This is a genomic window from Gemmatimonadaceae bacterium (assembly GCA_020851035.1).
GTDB lineage: Bacteria > Gemmatimonadota > Gemmatimonadetes > Gemmatimonadales > Gemmatimonadaceae > JACMLX01.
In genome coordinates this window covers 126,226-144,202 of sequence record JADZDM010000017.1, presented here as the reverse complement: position 1 = coordinate 144,202, position 17,977 = coordinate 126,226, and the positions used below count along the sequence as shown (strand labels likewise).

Here is a 17,977-nt window from a genome sequence, read left to right as displayed (position 1 = left end):
AGTTTGGCGGAATGTCTCGAATCTTCAGCGGCATCCAGCCCTCGGGCGAGCTGCACATCGGCAACTACCTGGGAGCCGTGCAGAACTGGGTCCGCCTGCAGGAGGGGCGCGACGCGACCTGGTTCTGCGTCGTGGACCTCCATGCGCTCACCGGAAACTACGAGCCTGCCGACCTGCGGCGCCGCCGCCACGAGATGGCGGTCTCGCTGCTGGCCTCCGGGCTGGACCCCGAGCGGTGCACGCTGTTCTTCCAGAGTGCGGTGCCGCAGCACGCGGAACTGGCCTGGATCTTCAACACGGTGACCCCGCTGGGTGAGCTGGAGCGGCAGACGCAGTACAAGGACAAGTCGGCGCGGCAGGAAAGCGTGGTCACCGGCCTGCTCACGTACCCGGTGCTGCAGGCGGCGGACATCCTGCTCTACCACGCCACGCGGGTCCCGGTGGGCGAGGACCAGGTCCAGCACCTGGAGCTGAGCCGGGAGGTCGCACGGCGGTGGAACGCGCGCTTCGCCCCGGACGTGCCCTACTTCCCCGAGCCGCAGGCGCTGCTCACGCCGGTGCGCCGCCTGATGGGGCTGGACGGGCAGGCGAAGATGTCGAAGTCGCTGGGCAACACCATCGGGCTGCTGGAGACGCGCGAACAGATCTGGGACAAGCTGCGGCCGGCGATGACCGACCCGGCGCGCCAGCGCAAGAGTGACCCGGGTACGCCGGAGATCTGCAACATCTACTCGCTCCACAAGGCCTTCAGCGACGCGGGCACGCAGGATGTCGTGGCCGAGAACTGCCGCGGGGCGAAGTGGGGCTGCATCGAGTGCAAGAAGGTGCTGGCCGAAGGCATGGAGGAGGTGCTGGTGCCGATCCGGCGCCGGGCAGCCGAGATCGGGGCCACGCCGTCGTACGTCACCGACGTGCTGGCGGACGGCGCAACGCGCGCCCGGGCCACGGCGCAGGACACGATGCGCCAGGTGTACGAGCGCATGGGACTCACGGACTGATGGCACATCCCCGCGCAGTGCTCGGTGGCGTGTTCGCGGCGGCGGTGACGCCGTTCGACCTGAACGGCACGCTCGACCGCGATTCGGCACGCCGCAACGTGCGTGCGCTGCTGGACGCGGGACTGCACGGGGTGCTGCTGGCCGGCTCCACCGGCGAGGCCGCGCTGCTGGACCAGACGGAGCGCGACGGCCTGCTGCAGGCGGTGCGTGACGAGGTGCCGGCGTCGCGGTTCCTGCTGATGGGCGTGGGCACCGAGAGCACGCGCCACACGATCGCCCGCGCGAAGCACGCGGCAACGGTCGGCGCCGACGCGGTGCTGGTGGTGGCGCCGCACTACTTCACCGCGCTGATGACACCGGCGGCGCAGCGGGCGCACTACCTCGCGGTGGCGGATGCGTCGCCGGTGCCGGTGGTGCTGTACTCGGTGCCGGCCTTCATGCACTACCACCTGGATCCCGACGTGGTCTGCGAGCTGGCGCGGCACGACAACATCATCGGGATCAAGGACTCGAGCGGGAACGCCGAGTGGCGCGCGGGCTACCTGCGGGCGAAGGGGCCGACGTTCGCGGTGATGACGGGGCATGCGCCGTCGCTGACGCAGGCGCTGGGCGAGGGGTGCGCCGGTGCCGTGCTGGCGGCGGCGAGCATCGTGCCGACGCTGGCGCTGGCCGTGTGGCACGGGGTGGGGCTGGGGCACCCGGAGGACGCGGCCGAGGCGCAGGCCGGGCTGCGGCGGCTGACGGCGGAGGTGGCGGCGGTGCATGGGGTGCCGGGGCTGAAGGCGGCCGTGGATGCGGCGGGGATGGTCGGCGGCCACCCGCGCGCTCCGCTGCTGCCGCTGGGTGACGAGGCGCGCGCCGCGGTCGCGGCCGTCGTCCACAGCCTCGCGAACACCGTGGCCTGACGGGGTCGGGCGCGGCCGGGAGGGGAATCGGGGCGCCGGGCCACTGGTCCGGCGCCCCTGGCGCGTCCGGCAGCCTCGACCGTCACCGTGGTCCATTGCGGAGTTGACAGCCGATCGGTATCCTGAATTTCGTTTCAACGAAATCAAGGATTCTGATGACCGGTGTCAGGGGAAGGCGGACGGACGCACTCGTGGTGGTCTCGGTGATGCTCGCCGCGGCCGGTCTCGTGCGCCCGCTGCGCGCACAGGTGCCCGCACAGCTCCCTGCACAGCTCCCTGCGTCCGCGACCCGCGACACCGTCCCCGTGGCCGGCGTCCAGGTGCTGGCCGGCCGCGTGACCAGCGCCGGGCTGCCGCTTGCCGGCGCCCTGATCGACGTCCCGGGCACGGTCGTCTCCACGCGCTCCGACAGCGCCGGGATCTTCCGGCTCCGGATCGCCGACCGCGCGGGACACGTCACCGTCCGCGTGCGCGCGCTCGGGCACACGCCGGCCAGCCGGACGCTCAGCCTGCCCATCGGCGCCGCCGACACGCTCGCCGTGGACCTCGCGGCCACCGCCTCGCTCCTCGGCACCGTCGTCACCACCGCCACCATGCAGGAGCGCTACCTCGGCGACTCCCCGGTGAAGGTGGAGCTGGTCACGCCGGCGTTCCTGCAGCGCAACGTGAGCGCGAACCTGATGGACAACGTCTCGTTCCTGCCGGGGCTCAGCCAGCAGGTGGATTGCGGTGTCTGCTTCACGAACAGCATCCGCATCAACGGCATGGAGGGGCCGTACACGGCGGTGCTGATCGACGGCGCCCCGATGATGGGCGCGCTCGCCTCGGTCTATGGCTTGAACTCCATCGATCCGGCCCTCATCGAGCAGCTCGAGATCGTGCGCGGGCCGGGCTCCACGCTGTACGGGTCGGAGGCGATGGGCGGCGTCGTGAACGTGATCACGAAGGACGCACGGCTGGCGCCGAGGCATGCGCTGAACGCGTTCATGAGCAGCGATGGCGAGGCGACGGTGTCGGTCGCGGCGGCGCGGCGTGTCGGCGGCATCGGCAGCCTGCTCAGCATCAGCGGCAGCCGCAATGCGCGCTTCATCGACCGCAATGCCGACGGCTTCACCGACCTGCCGATCGTGCGGCGCCTCTCGGTGATGAACAAGTGGGCGCTGGGCACACCGGCCAGCCGGCCGCTGGAGCTGATGGCGCGCCTGTACGGCGAGGATCGCTTCGGCGGCGTGCAGGCGTGGACGACGGCGGACCGGGGCTCGTCGACGGTGTACGGGGAGTACATCCGCACGCGGCGTGCGGAGCTGCTGGGCACCTGGCGGCCCGGCGCGCCGGACAGGGCGCTGCGGCTGGATGTCTCGGCCACGCTGCACCGGCAGGACAGCCACTACGGCAGCACCCCGTACGTCGCGCGGCAACGCGTGCTCTTCGCGCAGGGCGTGTGGTCACCGCAGGTGGGCCGGCATGCGCTCACGCTGGGCGCCACGCTCCGCGAGCAGGCGTATGCGGACAGCACGCTGGCGCAGCGCACCCGCGACACGCGGCTGATCCCGGGCGTGCTGGCGCAGGACGAGCTGGCGCTGGGCACGGCGGTCACGCTGCTGGGGGGGCTGCGCGTGGACCATCACCGTGCACATGGCGTGATTCCCTCACCGCGACTGGCGCTGAAGTGGATGGCCGATCCGCACACCACGGTGCGCGTGAACGCTGCCACCGGCTTCCGGGTGGTGAACCTGTTCACCGAGGACCATGCGGCGCTCACCGGCGCGCGCGAGGTGCGCGTGGACGAGGCGCTGCAGCCCGAACGATCGGCGACGCTGACGTTCGGCGTGAACCGGATCGTGGACGTGGGCGGGGTGGAGGATGCGCTCACGCTCGACCTCGACCTGTTCGCGACGCGCTTCAGCAACCGCATCACCGGTGACTTCGACAGCGATCCCGACCTGATCATCTACCGTAACCTGCGCGGCGGCGCGGTGACGCGTGGTATGTCGGCGGCGGCGGCGTATGCCACGCTGCGCCAGCCCCTGTCGGTGAGTGCGGGGCTGACGCTGCAGGACGTGTACGTGCGTGACAGTGGCGGCACGCGCCCGCTGCCGTTCGCGCCGCGGGCGCAGCTGGTGTTCTCGGTGGCGTACCGGATCGACCGGCTTGGCCTGACGGTGGACTGGACCGGTCGTGCCCAGGGACCGGCGGCGCTGCCGCGCTTCGAGGGGTTGCCGTCGCGCTCACCGTGGTTCACGGAACAGCACCTGCAGTTCACGCACCGCGCACGCGGTGGGCCGGACCTGTACATCGCGGTGAAGAACCTGTTCGACTACGTGCAGCGTGACGCGATCATCGACCCGTTCAACCCGTTCGGTGACCGCTTCGACACCGCGCGCGTGTTCGGGCCGCTGCAGGGGCGGCGCGTGCTGGTGGGTGTGCGGCACACGGCGGGCCGCTGAGGTGCGCGGTGTCGCGCGGGTGGGCGTGCTGCTGCTCGTCCTGCTGCCGGTGCCGTCGCGGCTCCGGGCGCAGGCGGTGCCCGCCGAGTCGGGGTCCGGCGCGCTGTCGTGGCAGCTGCTCACGCCGGATGGCCGGCCGGCGTCGCTGGCGGGGCTGCGCGGGCGGGTGATCGTGGTGAACAGCTGGGCCACCTGGTGCGAGCCGTGCGTGGCCGAGCTGGCGTCGTTCCGTGCGCTGCGGCGCGCGATTCCCGATTCCGGGCTGGCCTTCGCGATGATCGCGCCGCAGCGCGCCGCGCCGGTGCAGGCGTTCGTGCGGCGGCGTGCGCCGGGCCTGCCGGTGTACCTGGAGGCGGCGCCACCGCCGGCGGTGTACGGGTTCGAGATGGTGCCGACCACCTGGATCATCGACCGGTCGGGCCGGATCGTGGAGCGGCATCGTGGCGCCGCCGACTGGAACACGGCGCCGGTGCGGGCGCGCCTGCGGGCGCTGCTGGCCGCGACGCCCGCGCGCTGAACGTGTGGCGTGAGGCAGGCAGTCCGGAAACTGCGCGCCCCGCGCTGCGTAAGTTCGGGCATGACTCCTGACGTCCTGGTGCTCCTGGCCGCGGTGGTGGCCGGCCTGCTCATGATCCCGCTCGGCCTGCCGGGGATCTGGCTGATGATCCTCGCTGGCGCGGCGCATCACTTCCTGGTGACGCCGCCAGCCATCGGGTGGGTGACGCTGGTGCTGGTCACGCTGATCGCCGTGGGGGCCGAGTGGCTCGAGTTCTCGGTGGCGGGGAAGTACACGCGGAAGTACGGCGGGTCGCGGCGTGCGTCGTGGGGCGCGATCCTCGGCGGGCTGGTGGGGGCGTTCGTCGGGATCCCGGTGCCGGTGGTCGGCTCGGTGATCGGGGCGTTCGCCGGGGCGTTCGCGGGGGCGATGCTCGGTGAGTACAGCGTGGAGCGGAACCACGGCAAGGCGACCCGGGCGGCGACCGGGGCGCTGGTGGGCCGGGCGGTGGCGACGGCGCTGAAGAGTGTGGCCGGGTGCGTGATCGGGGGGTGGCTGCTGGTGGCGGCGGCGGGACGCTGAGCGGGCTCGGGAACGGCTTGCAACCCGGTTAGTTTGCCTGCCGAGGGCGGTCCGTCACGCCCGTCGCCTGCCCCTGAAACCGGAGCCGCCTGATGATCGAGTCGATCCTGACCGGGATGTACGCCTTCGTGAAGGTGTACCTCGTGGTGCCGTCCCTGCTGATGGACGTGGTCTACAACATGGGGCCGGTGGTCGCACCGATCCTCGGCATGGCGCTGGCCTGCGCCTTCCCGTTCATCGCGCTGCGGGACAAGCCGGACCGCTGAGCGACCCGCAGGGGTGGCAGGTCCCCGGCGGCACCGTACATTTCGCCAACGCCACGCGCCGCTCCACGCGCGTGGCGTTTTGCGTGCGGTGATGCCGTGTCCACGGCCCTCCATCCACGCCGGCACACGAGCCAGTTGTGCGCTGCCGACCAGGCGCGCCAGGGATGAGATACCGATGTTCGACGCGTCACGACGCACGGTGGTGGTGGTGGGCGCCCAGTGGGGCGACGAGGGCAAGGGCAAGCTGGTGGACGTCCTCGCCGAGCGCGCCGACTGGGTGGTGCGGTACCAGGGGGGCGCCAACGCCGGCCACACGGTGCACATCGGCGACCGGAAGGTCGTCCTGCACCAGATCCCGAGCGGCATCATGCACCCGGGCGTCCGCTGCGCCATCGGCAACGGCGTGGTGCTCGACCCGGAGAAGCTCTTCGGCGAGATCGACGGGCTGGTGGCCGACGGCATCGACGTGACGGGTCGCCTCTACGTGAGCGAGCGCGCCCACCTGGTGATGCCGTACCACAAGCTGATGGATGGTGCCAGCACCGCCAGCAAGGCGATCGGCACCACCGGGCGCGGCATCGGCCCCACGTACGAGGACAAGGTGGCGCGCCGCGGCGTGCGCGTGCTGGACCTTCGCAACCCGGCGCGCCTGCGCACGCTGGTGGAAGCGGGTGTGGCGAATGCCAACGGCCGGCTCGCGATGATGCAGTGTGACACGCGTGCCGACGTCGAGGAGACACTCGCGGCGCTGGCGGCGCTCGCGCCGCGGTTGCTCGCGCTGGCCGACGACGTGGGGCTGGCCGTGCATCGCGCGCTCCGGTCCGGCGCGGCGGTGCTGCTGGAGGGGGCGCAGGGCTCCATGCTCGACATCGACCACGGCACCTACCCGTACGTGACCAGCAGCAACACCACGTCCGGCGGTGCGGCGATCGGCGTCGGCATCGCGCCGACGGCGCTGCATGCGATCCTGGGCGTGGTGAAGGCGTACACGACGCGTGTCGGCGCCGGCCCGTTGCCCACCGAGTTCGCCGAGCCGATGCAGACGCAGATGCGCACGCTGGGGACCGAGTTCGGCGCCACCACCGGGCGGCCGCGCCGCTGCGGCTGGTTCGACGCCGTGGTGGTGCGATTCGCGGCGCGCGTGAACGGCCTCACCGACCTGGCCGTGACCAAGCTGGACGTGCTCGACACGCTGGACCGGATCGCCCTCTGCACGGGCTATCGCATCGACGGCGAGGTCCACACCGAGTTCCCGGCGGACCTGGGCCTGCTGGAGCACGCCGAGCCGGTGTACGAGTGGTTCGAGGGGTGGAAGTGCTCGACCGCCGACGTGCGCTCGCTGGATGGCCTGCCACCGGCGGCGCGGGCCTACCTGGATCGCATCGAGGCGCTGTGTGAGACGCGGATCACCTACGTGAGCGTCGGGACGCGCCGTGACCAGATGATCGGCATGGATGCGGTGGTGGCGTGATGACCGCCGCGGCGGAGCCGGTGGACGTGGTGATCGTCGGTGCCGGCCCGTGCGGGCTCGCGGCCGCGATCGCGATGCACCGCGCCGGGCTCACGAACGTGATCATCGAGCGTGACTGCCTCGTGAGCGGGATCGCGTCGTATCCCACCGACATGACGTTCTTCTCGACGGCCGAGAAGATCTCGATCGGCGGGGTGCCGTTCCCGGTGAGCGGCCCCAAGCCCACCCGCCGCGATGCGCTGGCGTACTACCGCACCGTCGCGATGCACTTCGGCGTGCGGGTGCGCCAGTACGAGACGGTGGACGCACTCACGCAGCTTGGTGATGGCCGCTGGCGCACGGAGTCGTCGCGGCGGTCCGGCGCGCGGCGCGTGACCGAGTCGCAGGCGGTGGTGATCGCGACGGGGTACTTCGGCCTGCCGAACCGGCTCGACGTGCCGGGGGAGGGGCAGCCGCATGTGCACTACCGGTTCCTCGAGGGGCACATGGCGTACGACCAGGACGTGGTGGTGGTCGGCGGTGCCAACTCGGCGGTGGATGCGGCGCTCGAGTTGTATCGCGCGGGGGCGCGGGTGACGCTGGTGCACTTCGGCCCGGCACTCGATGCGAACGTGAAGCCGTGGGTGCGCCCGGACATCGAGGCGCGCATCAAGGACGGCGCGATCGCGGCCCGGTTCAACGCCCGGGTCACGGAGATCGGCGCCGACTGGGTGGAGGTCGAGTGTGATGGTGTGCGCGAGCGGCTGGCCGCGCAGCACGTCTTCACGATGCTGGGCTACATGCCGGAGACCGGGCTGCTGCGACAGGTGCGCGCGCCGATAGACCCCGACACCGGCATTCCCACGCACAACCCGGCGACGATGGAGACGCCGCTGGCGGGCCTCTTCATCGCCGGGGTGCTGGCGTCCGGCTTCGACGCGAACAAGACGTTCATCGAGAACGGCCGGTTCCACGGTGACCTGATCACGGCGCGCATCCTCGAGCACCGGCAGCAGGTCGTCGGTGCCTGAGCCCGGGGGCCGTCACGGCACCTCGCGGCGCGGCTTTCTCGGGAGCTGTGCGGCGCATCTGGCGCTGGCCGCCTGCGCACCGGCGGCGGCGCGGGCGATGTGGATCGGGCGCGCGCGCCACGTCACGGTGGCCGCGGAGCCGTGGGGGCGGCTGGAGCAGGTGGCGCCCGGCACCTGGGCACTGGTCTCCGACCCGCTCAGTGGCGACCGGACCACGCTCGCGAACGGCGGCATCATCGCGGGGCGCAACGGCGTGATGGTGGTGGAGGGATTGTTCACGTCGCAGGGCGCGCGCTGGCTCTCGTCCCAGGCGCGCCAGCTCACCGGGCGCTGGCCGACGCACGTGGTGCTCACGCACTACCACAGTGACCATGCCAACGGCGTGGACGGGCACATCGCGACCGGGTTCCCCACGCGCGTCTGCACCACCGCCGCCACGCGCGCGCAGGTGCTGGCGAAGAACCTGCCGGCCGTGGAGTCGCGGACGGCGGCGCTGCGTGATGCGCTGATCCTGGCGCCGGATGCCGCGACGGACATCGATCTCGGACAGCGGCGAGTGCGCATCGTGCCGCGCGCCGGTCACACCACCAGTGACGTGAGCATCGAGCTGGATGACCCGTCGGTGGTGTTCACCGGGGACCTGGTCTGGAACGGGATGATCCCGAACTTCGTGGACGCGCTGCCGACGGAGCTCACGCGACAGGTGCGTGCGCTGCGGCGGGACCGCCGCACGACCTATGTGCCCGGTCACGGCCCGGTGGCCGACAGCGCGGCGATCGATCGCTACCTCGCGGTGCTGGGTGAGATCGAGGTGGCGGCGCGTGCGGCGTTCCGCGCGGGGACGGCACCGGCGGACGCGGGTCGTGCCTTCAGGCTGTCGCCGTCACTCGGCGAGTGGGCGCTCTTCGGGCCGACGTTTCACGAGCGGGCGTTCGCGGCCTGGGCCCGGGAACTGGGCGGCGCGCGCTGAACGATCGCGGCGCGGCGTTCAGGGCACGTACGAGCGCGACCAGATCAGGATCGTGGCACAGTTGCCGGGGCCGCGGAACTGCGGCGGCGCCTCGGTGGCGCTGGCATATACCTCGATGCCGCCGACACGCCGCACCTGCAGGATGTCATCGAGGCCGGCAGTCCCGTCACTGAGCGGCATGCCGTCGAGGTAGACACTCGGCTTGCAGTTGCCGCGGCCGGAGACGTTGGGGCGCGTGGGATCGACCCGGTTGAAGCCGTTCGCACGCAGGCTCGGCGCGGTGATGAGTGCGGACGAGACGTTCTGCGAGCCGCGTGCGGCGATGGCGTCCGCGTCGAGGAAGAAGCCGTTGCCGATGGCGCGCCGCGCCGCGAAGCCGCTGCGATCGGTGGGGGCGGTGACCTTCACCTCGGCCAGCGTGGACATGCGGGCGCCGATGTTGATCGCCACGGTCGCATCGCGGTTGGGCCGCAGGTCTGCCGACGACCGCACCGGCGTGAAGCCGATGGCGACGATCTCGATGGCGCGTGTGCCAGCCGGCAGGCCGGACAGCTGGAAGCTGCCGGTGCTGTCGGTGGTGGCCATGGCGTCGGTGTCCTGCACCGAGACCCGGGCCCCGCCGACGGGGGCACCGTCGCCGGCCACGATCCGGCCGGAGAGTCGCGCGGTCCCGGTGCGTGGCAGGGCCGCAGCGGCGCGGCCGGAGGGGGCGGCACCGTCGGCCGCGACGGCGGGGGCACGCATCGCGATCAGGATGTCGCGATGGACGAGCGGGACCTTCGGGGCGAAGGCGATCTCGATCTCGGCGCTGGTGCCGAGCCGGGTGGTCGCGTCGCCGGTGCCGGCACGCGCCTGCAGGATCACGGCGGCATCGGGGGGCACACCGCAGGCGACGTAGCGACCATCGGCCCCGAACGGTGCCACGACCTGCACCGGCACGCGGCGCACGCCGCCGCCGTCGATGCGCATCTGGGCGTACCGCACCACGACGCTGCCGCCGCTGATGACCTCACCGTCGGCGGCGTTGAACACGCGACCGATCACGGCACCGGTGCTGTCGGGGCGGTCACCGCAGAAGGTGGTGACGAGCGTCCGGCCACTGGGCACGGCGAGGTCGGCACGCAGCACGCGCACGGCGCGGTCCACGTCGATGGTGCGCGTCACGCCGTCGAGTCCCAGCGAGTCGAGGCGCGGGTGCTGGAAGCCGAACAGGTACTGGCCGGGCGCGACGGTGTCGAGGCGGAAGCGACCGAGCGAGTCGCTCTGCGTCATGCGGCCGGCGAGCCAGGGCGTGGCGGCGGGCACGAGCTGGATCACCGCACCCTTGAGCGCGCGTCCGGTGAGGCTGTCCTTCACCAGGCCGCTGACGATGGTCTGGGCGGCGAGTGCGGCGGGGAGCAGGGCGCCGAGTGCACACGCCGCGAACCTGTTGTGAAACCGCACGGACTCCATCGTATTCCTCTGCAGGGCGGGTCACGCGACAGGCACCGGCCTGCCGGAGGCACGCCGGGGAACGTCCGCCCGGCGGCGACAGGGGAAATATACCCCGCCGTCAGCGCACGTACGCCTTGGACCAGATCACGATGGTGGCGCAGAAGGCGTTCAGGCTGGCGGCGCCACGGTCACGTCCGTTGGCGTCGGGCCGGTACTCTCGGTTCGGCCCCGTGAACTGCGGCGGCGCGGCTGCCGCGTTGCTGTACACCTCGATCCCGCCGATGTCGCGCACCACCGGCAGGTCGTCGCCAGGCATCAGCAACGGCTGGCCGTCCACGAAGTAGGTGGGCTCGCACCGCCCGCGCCCGCGGATCGACCCGTTGCGGCCAGTCATGCGCAACATGGGCGCCGAGACGAGCAGCATCGGCAGTGTGAGCTGCCCGCTTTTCTCGATGGCGTTCGCGTCCAGGAAGAAACCGTTGCCCTTGCGCCGGCGGAGCGCGAACCCGGTGTGGTCTGCGGCGTCGCGCACGGTCACTTCCTCCAGCGCCTGCACGCGTCGCGACGGGTGGAACATCGCCACGGCGTCGGTGCCGGGGCGCAGGTCCACCGCGGTGCGCATGGGGGTGTAGCCGAGCGCGATCACTTCCACGGTGTGGGTGCCGAGTGGCAGCCCGGTGACGCGGAACGACCCGCTGGTGTCGGTGACGAACTCCGCGCCCGCCTCACGCACGACCACGCGGGCGCCGGCCACCGGCGTGCCGTCATCCGCGATGATGTGCCCGACCAGCCGTGCGGTGCCGCGCCGTCGTCGCGTGCCGGTGGTGTCGGTGGCGATGCTGCTGTCGGGCGCCTGTGGTGCGACATAGAGGTCGCGGCGGAGCAGGGGCGTGTCGTACGCGAACGTGAGCTCGATCAGTCCGCTGGTGCTGCGCGGCGTGACCCACGCCGGGTCGGCGATGTTGCCGGCGACGGCCTGCACCAGCAGCGGGGCGTCGGTGGGAACGTTGCACGCCATGAATCGGCCATCGCCGCCGAGGGAGACGGTGCGCTGCGCGGCATCGTTGCGCAGGCCGCTGTCACCCACGCTCAGCTCACCCCATCGCACGAGCAGCGTGCCGCTGGTGACGGGGTGCCCGTCGCGCGCATCGTAGACGCGGCCGAGCAGCACGCCGGCGTTGTCGCGACGGGTGTGGCAGAGCATGGCGGCGAGGGTGCGCGCGCTGGGGAGGGCGAGGTCGGCGGTGACGCGGCTCTGCGCCGGTTTCACGTCGATGGTGCGCGTGACCTGGTCCATGCCGAGCGAATCGAGGCGCGGGTGCAGGAAGCCGAACAGGTACTTGCCGGCGGGGACCTCGGCGATCTGGAACCGCCCGCTGGAATCGCTGCGGGTGGTGAAGCCGGACATCCAGGGGGCGTGTGCCGGGACCAGCTCGACGGTGGCGTTGGCGAAAGGGCGACCGTGGACGCTGTCGCGGAGGGTGCCGGTGACGAGGGCCTGGGCGTGCACGGACGACACACCGAGCAGGGCGGCGAGCGCGGTCGGCAGCCATCGGGTCGCGGGGTGACGGCGCATGCGGTGCTCGGTGTGGATGGAGCGGGGAGGATGCGGTGGCGGACGGCAACCGGTGACTCAACGTCGCGAGACGGAGGTGTGCACGTCATGGAAGACAGGGCAGGCCCGGACGGCATTCCGTACGACGTGCAGCACCCTCCCCGCCGCTGACGCTGATGCGACGGCGGTGCCGGCGCTACGGCACGTAGGACTTCGTCCAGACGACGACGGTCGAGCACCCCGAGTTGAGGTTCGGGGCCCCCCGGTCGCGACCGTCCGGCCCCAGGAACCGGGCGCCAGTCGTCAGGAGCGGCGGCGCTTCCCAGGCGTTCGTGTACACCTCGATGCCGCCGATCTGCCGCACGCCGAGCATGCCGTCGATGTCGGCCAACGCGACGCTCACGCCGTCGAGGAAGAAGCTCGCGCTGCAATTGAAGCGGCCGCCGATCGCAGGCTTGAGCGTCTGCGGATCGATGCCGGTGTAGCGAAGGCCGTTCACGCCGACCAGCGCCTCGCCGACGCTGTACGCGTTCTTGCGTGCGATGTCCTCTGCGGTGAGAAAGGTCCCGGTGGAGGTCCGCTTGCGCCGGTGGAAGCCGGTCAGGTCGCGCTTGGCGCGGACGGTCAGGACATCGAGTTCCTGCACCCGGTCCAGCGGGTGGAAGCGCACGACGGCGTCCCGGCCAGGGCGCAGGTCGATCACCTGTCGTTGCGGAACGAATCCGATGGTCACCAGTTCCACCGTTCTCGTGCCGGGCGGCAGTCCTGCGAGCTGGAATGTGCCGCTGGAGTCGGTCAGCACCTCGAGCTGCGCATCCGGCACGATGATGCGGGCGCCGGCATGTGGCGCGTCGTTCACCGTGATCACACGCCCGGCGATGCGCGCCGTTCCGCGGAGCGGCGTCGTGGCGGACCAGTCGGCTGGCATCGGTCTGCTGGACGAGTCGGCGCGGGCATCGGCGACGAGCAGGTCACGGTGGAGCAGCGCGGCCTCTTCCGGCACCTCGAGGCGCACCGCGCCGCTCGACGAGCCGTGGCCCGTATCGCCTGCGTGCGCCTGCACCACGATCGGCACACCCGTCGGCACGCCGCAGGCCAGGAAGCGTCCGTCGTCCGCCACCTGGGTCACGCGCTCGACGCGATCGGTGCGCAGTCCCGTGGCGTCGATGTTCGGCAGCGCCCACTGCACCGTCACCCGCCCGCGCTGCACGCCGCGACCATCGCTCGCCGCCCGCACGCGGCCAAGCACGGCGCCGTCACCACCTGCCGCGGGGCCGCACAGCAGTGCGATGAGCGCCATACCGCCCGGGGGGCTCAGGTCCACGCTCACGCGGCGCTTCCCGGCGCGCACGTCGAGCGGTCGACTCACCTGCGACAACCCGACGGAGTCGAGGTCCGGGTGCAGGAACCCGACGATGTAGCGGCCGGCCGCGACGTCGGGAATGGTGTACCGACCCACGGAATCGCTGCGGGCCTTGAAGCCGGACAGCCATGGTGCGCTCGCCGGCACGAGCTCGATCGCTGCGCCGGCGAAGATCCGGCCGGAGACGGTGTCACGGACGACGCCGGTCACCAGCGACTGTCCGGGAAGTGTCGGAGCGCCCAGCGCGGCGCCGGTGAGAAGCAGGAGGGCCCTGCGGAATGGCACTGTGCGCATCACTCGCTCCACCGGGTTGGGATCGAGATCGTACCATGCCGGATCGGCGGCGGTTCCGCAAGCGAGGCGCCGCGCGGGGTGGTGGGTCGGGCATCGAAGCGGGCCCTGTTCCCGGTCGCGTTAGCTTCCGGCACCAGTGCGCCCCACCCAGTCGCGGCAGATGTCCGCGGCATCCAGGAGCGCCACACCGAGGACTGACGCATGGCCCCCAGCACCCATCCTGACGTGATGGAGAAGCTCGTGTCGTTGTGCAAGCGGCGCGGCTTCATCTTCCAGAGCTCCGAGATCTACGGCGGCACCGGCAGCGTCTGGGACTACGGCCCCCTCGGCGTGGAGCTGAAGAAGAACCTCAAGGAGCTCTGGTGGACCAGCATGGTCCGCCTCCGCGACGACGTCGAGGGACTGGACGCCGCGATCCTCATGCACCCGAAGACCTGGGAAGCCAGCGGCCACGTGGCCGGCTTCACCGATCCGCTGGTGGACTGCAAGACCTGCAAGGGACGCTTCCGCGCCGACAAGCTCGAGGATGCGCGCTGCCCGCAGAAGCCGAGCAAGCAGCCTGGCCAGCACGATGCCTGCCAGCTCACCGAGCCGCGCATGTTCAACCTGATGTTCAGGACGTTCATGGGCCCGGTGGAGGAGAGCGCGAGCACGATCTACCTCCGCCCCGAGACGGCGCAGGGCATCTTCGTGAACTTCCTCAACGTGCAGCAGAGCTGCCGCCAGAAGGTGCCGTTCGGCATCGCGCAGATCGGCAAGGCGTTCCGCAACGAGATCACGCCCGGGAACTTCATCTTCCGCACCCGGGAGTTCGAGCAGATGGAGATGCAGTTCTTCGTCGAGCCGGGCACCGACATGGAGCACTTCGAGCGCTGGAAGGCGGACCGCATGGCGTGGCACCAGTCGCGGGGGCTGAGCGCCGACCGCCTGCAGTACCACCAGCACGAGGCGGGCGAGCTGGCGCACTACGCACGCGCGGCCTTCGACATCACCTTCGACTTCGGCGGCACGCTCGGCTTCCAGGAGATCGAGGGCATCCACAACCGCGGCGACTTCGACCTCACGCAGCACCAGCAGTACAGCGGCAAGAAGCTGGAGTACTTCGACCAGCAGGCCAACAAGCGCTACGTGCCATACGTGATCGAGACGTCGGTGGGCGCCGACCGCACCACGCTGGCCGCGCTGGTGAATGGCTATCGCGAGGAGTCGGTCGCCGGCGAGGACGAGGGACGGGTGGTGCTCGGCCTGCACCCGGCCCTGGCCCCGATCAAGGCGGCGGTGTTCCCGCTCACGAAGAAAGACGGCCAGCCGGAGATGGCGGAGAAGCTCGCCGCTGCGCTGCGGAAGTCGTTCATGACCGACAGCGACGAGACGGGCAGCATCGGCAAGCGCTACCGTCGGCAGGACGAGGTGGGCACGCCGTTCTGCGTGACCATCGACGGCGAGAGCGCGAACGACCAGAGTGTGACGATCCGCGAGCGCGACTCGCTGGCGCAGGTCCGGGTGTCGCTGGACCAGGTGCGCGGGTGGGTGCAGGAGCGCATCACGGCGTGACACCGGCGTGGTTGGCCGGCAACAGAACGGCGCCCCGAGTGCGGGGCGCCGTTCTGCCTGTGCGGCGGGACGTCAGGCCTTCCGCTGCATCGTGGCCATGGCAGCCGCGAGGTCGGTCTCGTGGCTGGTGCCCAGCACCGTGCCGCCTGACTGGACGACGACTTCGCTGGCGCGGCCCAGTCCCGTCTCGTCCACCAGCGCCACCAGCATCGACGAGTTGGAATCCAGCCCTTCGCCCATCTGCTTGAGCAGCGGGTCGGGGAAGCCGAGGTCGATGAAGTACGCCGCGATGGCACCGCCGGCGGCCATCGTGATGGTGCCGACGCCCGGCAGGAGCAGGCCGGCGATGGCGCCGACGAGCGCGCTCTTGCCGATGCCCCAGTCCTGCGTCTCGGTGAACTCGACCTTGCCGTCGGTGCCGCGCTTGACGATGGCGACGTTGCCCAGGCTGACCGGGGCGGCCTTCAGGAGGTTCAGCGCGGCCTCGGCGCCCGTGGGCCCGTCGAAGCTGGCGATCAGGATCTTGCGGGAGGATGCTGCAGGTGCGGTCATCTCGGCTCCGTGGTAGTGGTGTCCACCGCAAGATAAATTGCGGACATGGATGCAGCGGACGAAGACACTACGGTGGAGCTGAGGATCCGGTTGCGGCGGCACGGACCGCTGGTGCTGACGGGACCGCTCCGCATCGAGGCGGCGGATGGCACCCTCCTGCGGGCGGCGGAGTCCACGGCGCTCTGTCGGTGCGGCGCGTCACGGGAGGCGCCGTTCTGCGACGGGTCGCACCGGGTGTCGGCGTTCCGGGACGACTGAGGCGCTGGTCCCGGGGGGGCCATCGTTCGCTAGATTCTGGCGCATGGCACCCCATATCCGGACCCAGCAGGAAGCCAACACCTCCCTCGTTGGCTCAGCGGTGCTGGCGGCCGCGGTGGACTTCTTCTCGCAGCGCAGCGGCATCTACGCCGCGTTCCCGGAGAAGTCGGGGCCGACCTTCGTGGCGCTGCGCGGCCAGGGCGGGGAAGACGTGCTCTTCGGCGTGGCCGCCATTCCCGCCGGTACCCGCGTGACCGGCTCGAGCTACATGTTCGACCAGCAGATCGCGCGGTTCCTGTCCACGCTGCCGACCTACGTCGCGCCGCCTCCGCCGCCTGCCGAGGCGGCCCCGGACGCCGCCGACGCAACCTCCGCGGCACCTTCCGCGTAGAGTCCGGGTCAGGGATCCGCACCGCCGGCCGTCCCGGCAACCGCCTGACCTTCCGCTTCATCACAGCAGACATGCCGCCCTTCGTCACCCAGCTCCGCACCCCCGCGGAGGCGATCACGCTCGCGCCTGCCGGCGCCGCCGCCATCACGATCCGCGTCCAGCTGCTCGAGGCGTGGGACGCCGTGAAGGTGGTGGTGGAGCCGCGGACGACCGTGGCCGCCGTGAAGGCGAGCGCCGCCGCCGTGCTCGCCCCCGACGTCCCCGATCCCGGCGAGCTGGTCGCCAAGCTGGGTGGCTTCGAGATCCGAGACGAGTCGCGATCGCTGGCCGAATCAGGCGTGACGGACGGCTCGACGCTGGCGCTGCATTTCCGCCGTCGCCAGCCGATCCGGTGATGGCAGCCTCCCCGACCAGCACGCACCCGGGCCAGGAGACACAGGATGCCGCGGCGCTGATCGCCGCCGCGCAGTCGATGCGCGCCGAGGTGGCCCGACGCATCGTGGGGCAGGAGGCGGCGCTGGACGAGATCCTGCTCGCGATCGTGGCCGGCGGGCATGCGCTGCTCGTCGGCGTACCGGGCCTGGCCAAGACGATGATGGTCCGCAGCGTGTCGGAGGCGATGCAGCTGGCCTTCCGCCGCATCCAGTTCACGCCCGATCTGGTGCCGAGTGACATCACCGGCACCGAGCTGCTGGAGGAGGACACAGCCACCGGGCACCGCAGCTTCCGCTTCGTGCGCGGCCCGATCTTCGCCAACATCGTGCTCGCCGACGAGATCAACCGCGCCCCGCCGCGCACCCAGGCGGCGCTGCTGGAGGCGATGCAGGAGTACCGGGTGACCGCGGCCGGCCAGACCATGCCACTGCCGGCGCCGTTCTTCGTGCTCGCCACGCAGAATCCGATCGAGCAGGAGGGCACGTACCCGCTCCCCGAGGCGCAGCTCGACCGCTTCCTCTTCGACATCCGCGTGGACTACCCGGGTGAGGACGACGAGGTGGGCATCCTGCGCAGCACCACCGGTGCGGCCGCCGCACCGCTCACGCCGGTGCTCGACGCGCTGCAGGTGCGTGCGCTGCAGCAGATGGCGCGTGAGGTGCCGGCCTCCGACACGGTGCTGCGCTACGCCGCACAGCTGGTGCGCGCCACCCGCCCGGGCGACCCGCGGGCCCCCGGGCTGGTGACGAAGTACGTGCGCTGGGGCGCCGGTCCGCGTGCGGGCCAGGCGCTCATCCTGGGCGCGAAGGCCCATGCGCTGCTGGCTGGCCGCGTGGCGGTGTCGCCGGCCGACGTGCAGCGGGTGGCGCTGCCGGTGCTGCGACACCGCGTGCTGCCGAACTACGCCGCCGAGGCGGACGGCGTGGCGTCGGATGCGATCGTGCAGGAACTGGTGGCGCGCATCGAGCCGCCACGCGGCGCCGTACCGCGCTGACC

Annotated in this window: 18 protein-coding genes; 14 read left to right on the top strand and 4 right to left on the bottom strand. The window is 71.5% G+C overall.

The features are described from left to right. Nucleotides 1–11: 11 nt before the first annotated feature. The 9 genes from trpS to IT355_11830 all read left to right on the top strand — a co-directional run bounded on the left by trpS (nt 12) and on the right by IT355_11830 (nt 9,145). Nucleotides 12–998: a tryptophan--tRNA ligase gene (trpS, locus tag IT355_11870; protein MCC7053950.1), complete on the top strand. Its 987-nt coding sequence runs from the start codon at nt 12–14 to the stop codon at nt 996–998. Beyond that, nucleotides 998–1,903: a dihydrodipicolinate synthase family protein gene (locus IT355_11865; protein MCC7053949.1), complete on the top strand. Its 906-nt coding sequence runs from the start codon at nt 998–1,000 to the stop codon at nt 1,901–1,903. Before trpS ends, IT355_11865 begins: the two co-directional genes overlap by 1 nt. Nucleotides 1,904–2,058: 155 nt before the next feature. Next, entirely contained in the window at nt 2,059–4,350 is a 2,292-nt protein-coding gene (locus IT355_11860) for a TonB-dependent receptor (protein MCC7053948.1), read from the top strand. Nucleotides 4,351–4,375: 25 nt separating this feature from the next. Then, nucleotides 4,376–4,867, top strand: a complete 492-nt coding sequence (locus IT355_11855) for a TlpA family protein disulfide reductase (protein MCC7053947.1) — start codon at nt 4,376–4,378, stop codon at nt 4,865–4,867. A gap of 60 nt (nt 4,868–4,927) precedes the next feature. Continuing rightward, nucleotides 4,928–5,428 (top strand): DUF456 domain-containing protein, encoded by a 501-nt coding sequence (locus IT355_11850; GenBank protein MCC7053946.1) that lies wholly within the window; start codon nt 4,928–4,930, stop codon nt 5,426–5,428. Nucleotides 5,429–5,520: 92 nt separating this feature from the next. Then, nucleotides 5,521–5,694, top strand: coding sequence for a hypothetical protein (locus IT355_11845; GenBank protein MCC7053945.1), 174 nt, complete (start codon nt 5,521–5,523; stop codon nt 5,692–5,694). A 175-nt stretch (nt 5,695–5,869) separates the two neighbouring features. Continuing rightward, nucleotides 5,870–7,165 carry an adenylosuccinate synthase gene (locus tag IT355_11840; protein ID MCC7053944.1) on the top strand — a complete coding sequence of 432 codons (1,296 nt, stop codon included), beginning with the start codon at nt 5,870–5,872 and terminating at the stop codon, nt 7,163–7,165. Then, nucleotides 7,165–8,175 carry a YpdA family putative bacillithiol disulfide reductase gene (locus IT355_11835; GenBank protein ID MCC7053943.1) on the top strand — a complete coding sequence of 337 codons (1,011 nt, stop codon included), beginning with the start codon at nt 7,165–7,167 and terminating at the stop codon, nt 8,173–8,175. Before IT355_11840 ends, IT355_11835 begins: the two co-directional genes overlap by 1 nt. Then, complete coding sequence (locus IT355_11830) at nt 8,168–9,145, top strand: MBL fold metallo-hydrolase (protein MCC7053942.1); 978 nt, start codon at nt 8,168–8,170, stop codon at nt 9,143–9,145. Before IT355_11835 ends, IT355_11830 begins: the two co-directional genes overlap by 8 nt. A gap of 18 nt (nt 9,146–9,163) precedes the next feature. On the opposite strand, the gene IT355_11825 is transcribed toward IT355_11830, so the two are convergent. The 3 genes from IT355_11825 to IT355_11815 form a co-directional block, all read right to left on the bottom strand. Continuing rightward, nucleotides 9,164–10,588: a carboxypeptidase regulatory-like domain-containing protein gene (locus IT355_11825; GenBank protein MCC7053941.1), complete on the bottom strand. Its 1,425-nt coding sequence runs from the start codon at nt 10,586–10,588 to the stop codon at nt 9,164–9,166. A 109-nt stretch (nt 10,589–10,697) separates the two neighbouring features. Then, nucleotides 10,698–12,155 (bottom strand): carboxypeptidase regulatory-like domain-containing protein, encoded by a 1,458-nt coding sequence (locus IT355_11820; GenBank protein ID MCC7053940.1) that lies wholly within the window; start codon nt 12,153–12,155, stop codon nt 10,698–10,700. 175 nt (nt 12,156–12,330) lie between these two features. Continuing rightward, nucleotides 12,331–13,791: a carboxypeptidase regulatory-like domain-containing protein gene (locus IT355_11815; GenBank protein MCC7053939.1), complete on the bottom strand. Its 1,461-nt coding sequence runs from the start codon at nt 13,789–13,791 to the stop codon at nt 12,331–12,333. Between the two features lie 201 nt (nt 13,792–13,992). Between IT355_11815 and IT355_11810 the strand changes: the two genes are divergently transcribed. Further along, complete coding sequence (locus IT355_11810; protein MCC7053938.1) at nt 13,993–15,345, top strand: glycine--tRNA ligase; 1,353 nt, start codon at nt 13,993–13,995, stop codon at nt 15,343–15,345. A 72-nt stretch (nt 15,346–15,417) separates the two neighbouring features. Here the strand turns inward: IT355_11810 and IT355_11805 are convergent, their stop codons facing one another. Further along, nucleotides 15,418–15,897 carry a DUF1269 domain-containing protein gene (locus IT355_11805; protein MCC7053937.1) on the bottom strand — a complete coding sequence of 160 codons (480 nt, stop codon included), beginning with the start codon at nt 15,895–15,897 and terminating at the stop codon, nt 15,418–15,420. 111 nt (nt 15,898–16,008) lie between these two features. Between IT355_11805 and IT355_11800 the strand changes: the two genes are divergently transcribed. The 4 genes from IT355_11800 (at nt 16,009) to IT355_11785 (ending at nt 17,975) form a co-directional block, all read left to right on the top strand. Next, nucleotides 16,009–16,155 (top strand): CDGSH iron-sulfur domain-containing protein, encoded by a 147-nt coding sequence (locus IT355_11800; GenBank protein MCC7053936.1) that lies wholly within the window; start codon nt 16,009–16,011, stop codon nt 16,153–16,155. 43 nt (nt 16,156–16,198) lie between these two features. Continuing rightward, nucleotides 16,199–16,546: a hypothetical protein gene (locus tag IT355_11795; protein ID MCC7053935.1), complete on the top strand. Its 348-nt coding sequence runs from the start codon at nt 16,199–16,201 to the stop codon at nt 16,544–16,546. A 71-nt stretch (nt 16,547–16,617) separates the two neighbouring features. Beyond that, nucleotides 16,618–16,941 carry a hypothetical protein gene (locus IT355_11790; protein ID MCC7053934.1) on the top strand — a complete coding sequence of 108 codons (324 nt, stop codon included), beginning with the start codon at nt 16,618–16,620 and terminating at the stop codon, nt 16,939–16,941. Next, nucleotides 16,941–17,975, top strand: coding sequence for a MoxR family ATPase (locus IT355_11785; protein MCC7053933.1), 1,035 nt, complete (start codon nt 16,941–16,943; stop codon nt 17,973–17,975). Before IT355_11790 ends, IT355_11785 begins: the two co-directional genes overlap by 1 nt. Nucleotides 17,976–17,977 lie beyond the last annotated feature (2 nt).

Coding starts and splice junctions, on each gene's coding strand:
- trpS (MCC7053950.1), top strand. CDS start 12: ATGTCTCGAATCTTCAGCGGCATCCAGCCCTCGGGCGAGCTGCACATC.
- IT355_11865 (MCC7053949.1), top strand. CDS start 998: ATGGCACATCCCCGCGCAGTGCTCGGTGGCGTGTTCGCGGCGGCGGTG.
- IT355_11860 (MCC7053948.1), top strand. CDS start 2,059: ATGACCGGTGTCAGGGGAAGGCGGACGGACGCACTCGTGGTGGTCTCG.
- IT355_11850 (MCC7053946.1), top strand. CDS start 4,928: ATGACTCCTGACGTCCTGGTGCTCCTGGCCGCGGTGGTGGCCGGCCTG.
- IT355_11845 (MCC7053945.1), top strand. CDS start 5,521: ATGATCGAGTCGATCCTGACCGGGATGTACGCCTTCGTGAAGGTGTAC.
- IT355_11840 (MCC7053944.1), top strand. CDS start 5,870: ATGTTCGACGCGTCACGACGCACGGTGGTGGTGGTGGGCGCCCAGTGG.
- IT355_11835 (MCC7053943.1), top strand. CDS start 7,165: ATGACCGCCGCGGCGGAGCCGGTGGACGTGGTGATCGTCGGTGCCGGC.
- IT355_11820 (MCC7053940.1), bottom strand. CDS start 12,155: ATGCGCCGTCACCCCGCGACCCGATGGCTGCCGACCGCGCTCGCCGCC.
- IT355_11815 (MCC7053939.1), bottom strand. CDS start 13,791: ATGCGCACAGTGCCATTCCGCAGGGCCCTCCTGCTTCTCACCGGCGCC.
- IT355_11810 (MCC7053938.1), top strand. CDS start 13,993: ATGGCCCCCAGCACCCATCCTGACGTGATGGAGAAGCTCGTGTCGTTG.
- IT355_11805 (MCC7053937.1), bottom strand. CDS start 15,897: ATGACCGCACCTGCAGCATCCTCCCGCAAGATCCTGATCGCCAGCTTC.
- IT355_11795 (MCC7053935.1), top strand. CDS start 16,199: ATGGCACCCCATATCCGGACCCAGCAGGAAGCCAACACCTCCCTCGTT.
- IT355_11790 (MCC7053934.1), top strand. CDS start 16,618: ATGCCGCCCTTCGTCACCCAGCTCCGCACCCCCGCGGAGGCGATCACG.
- IT355_11785 (MCC7053933.1), top strand. CDS start 16,941: ATGGCAGCCTCCCCGACCAGCACGCACCCGGGCCAGGAGACACAGGAT.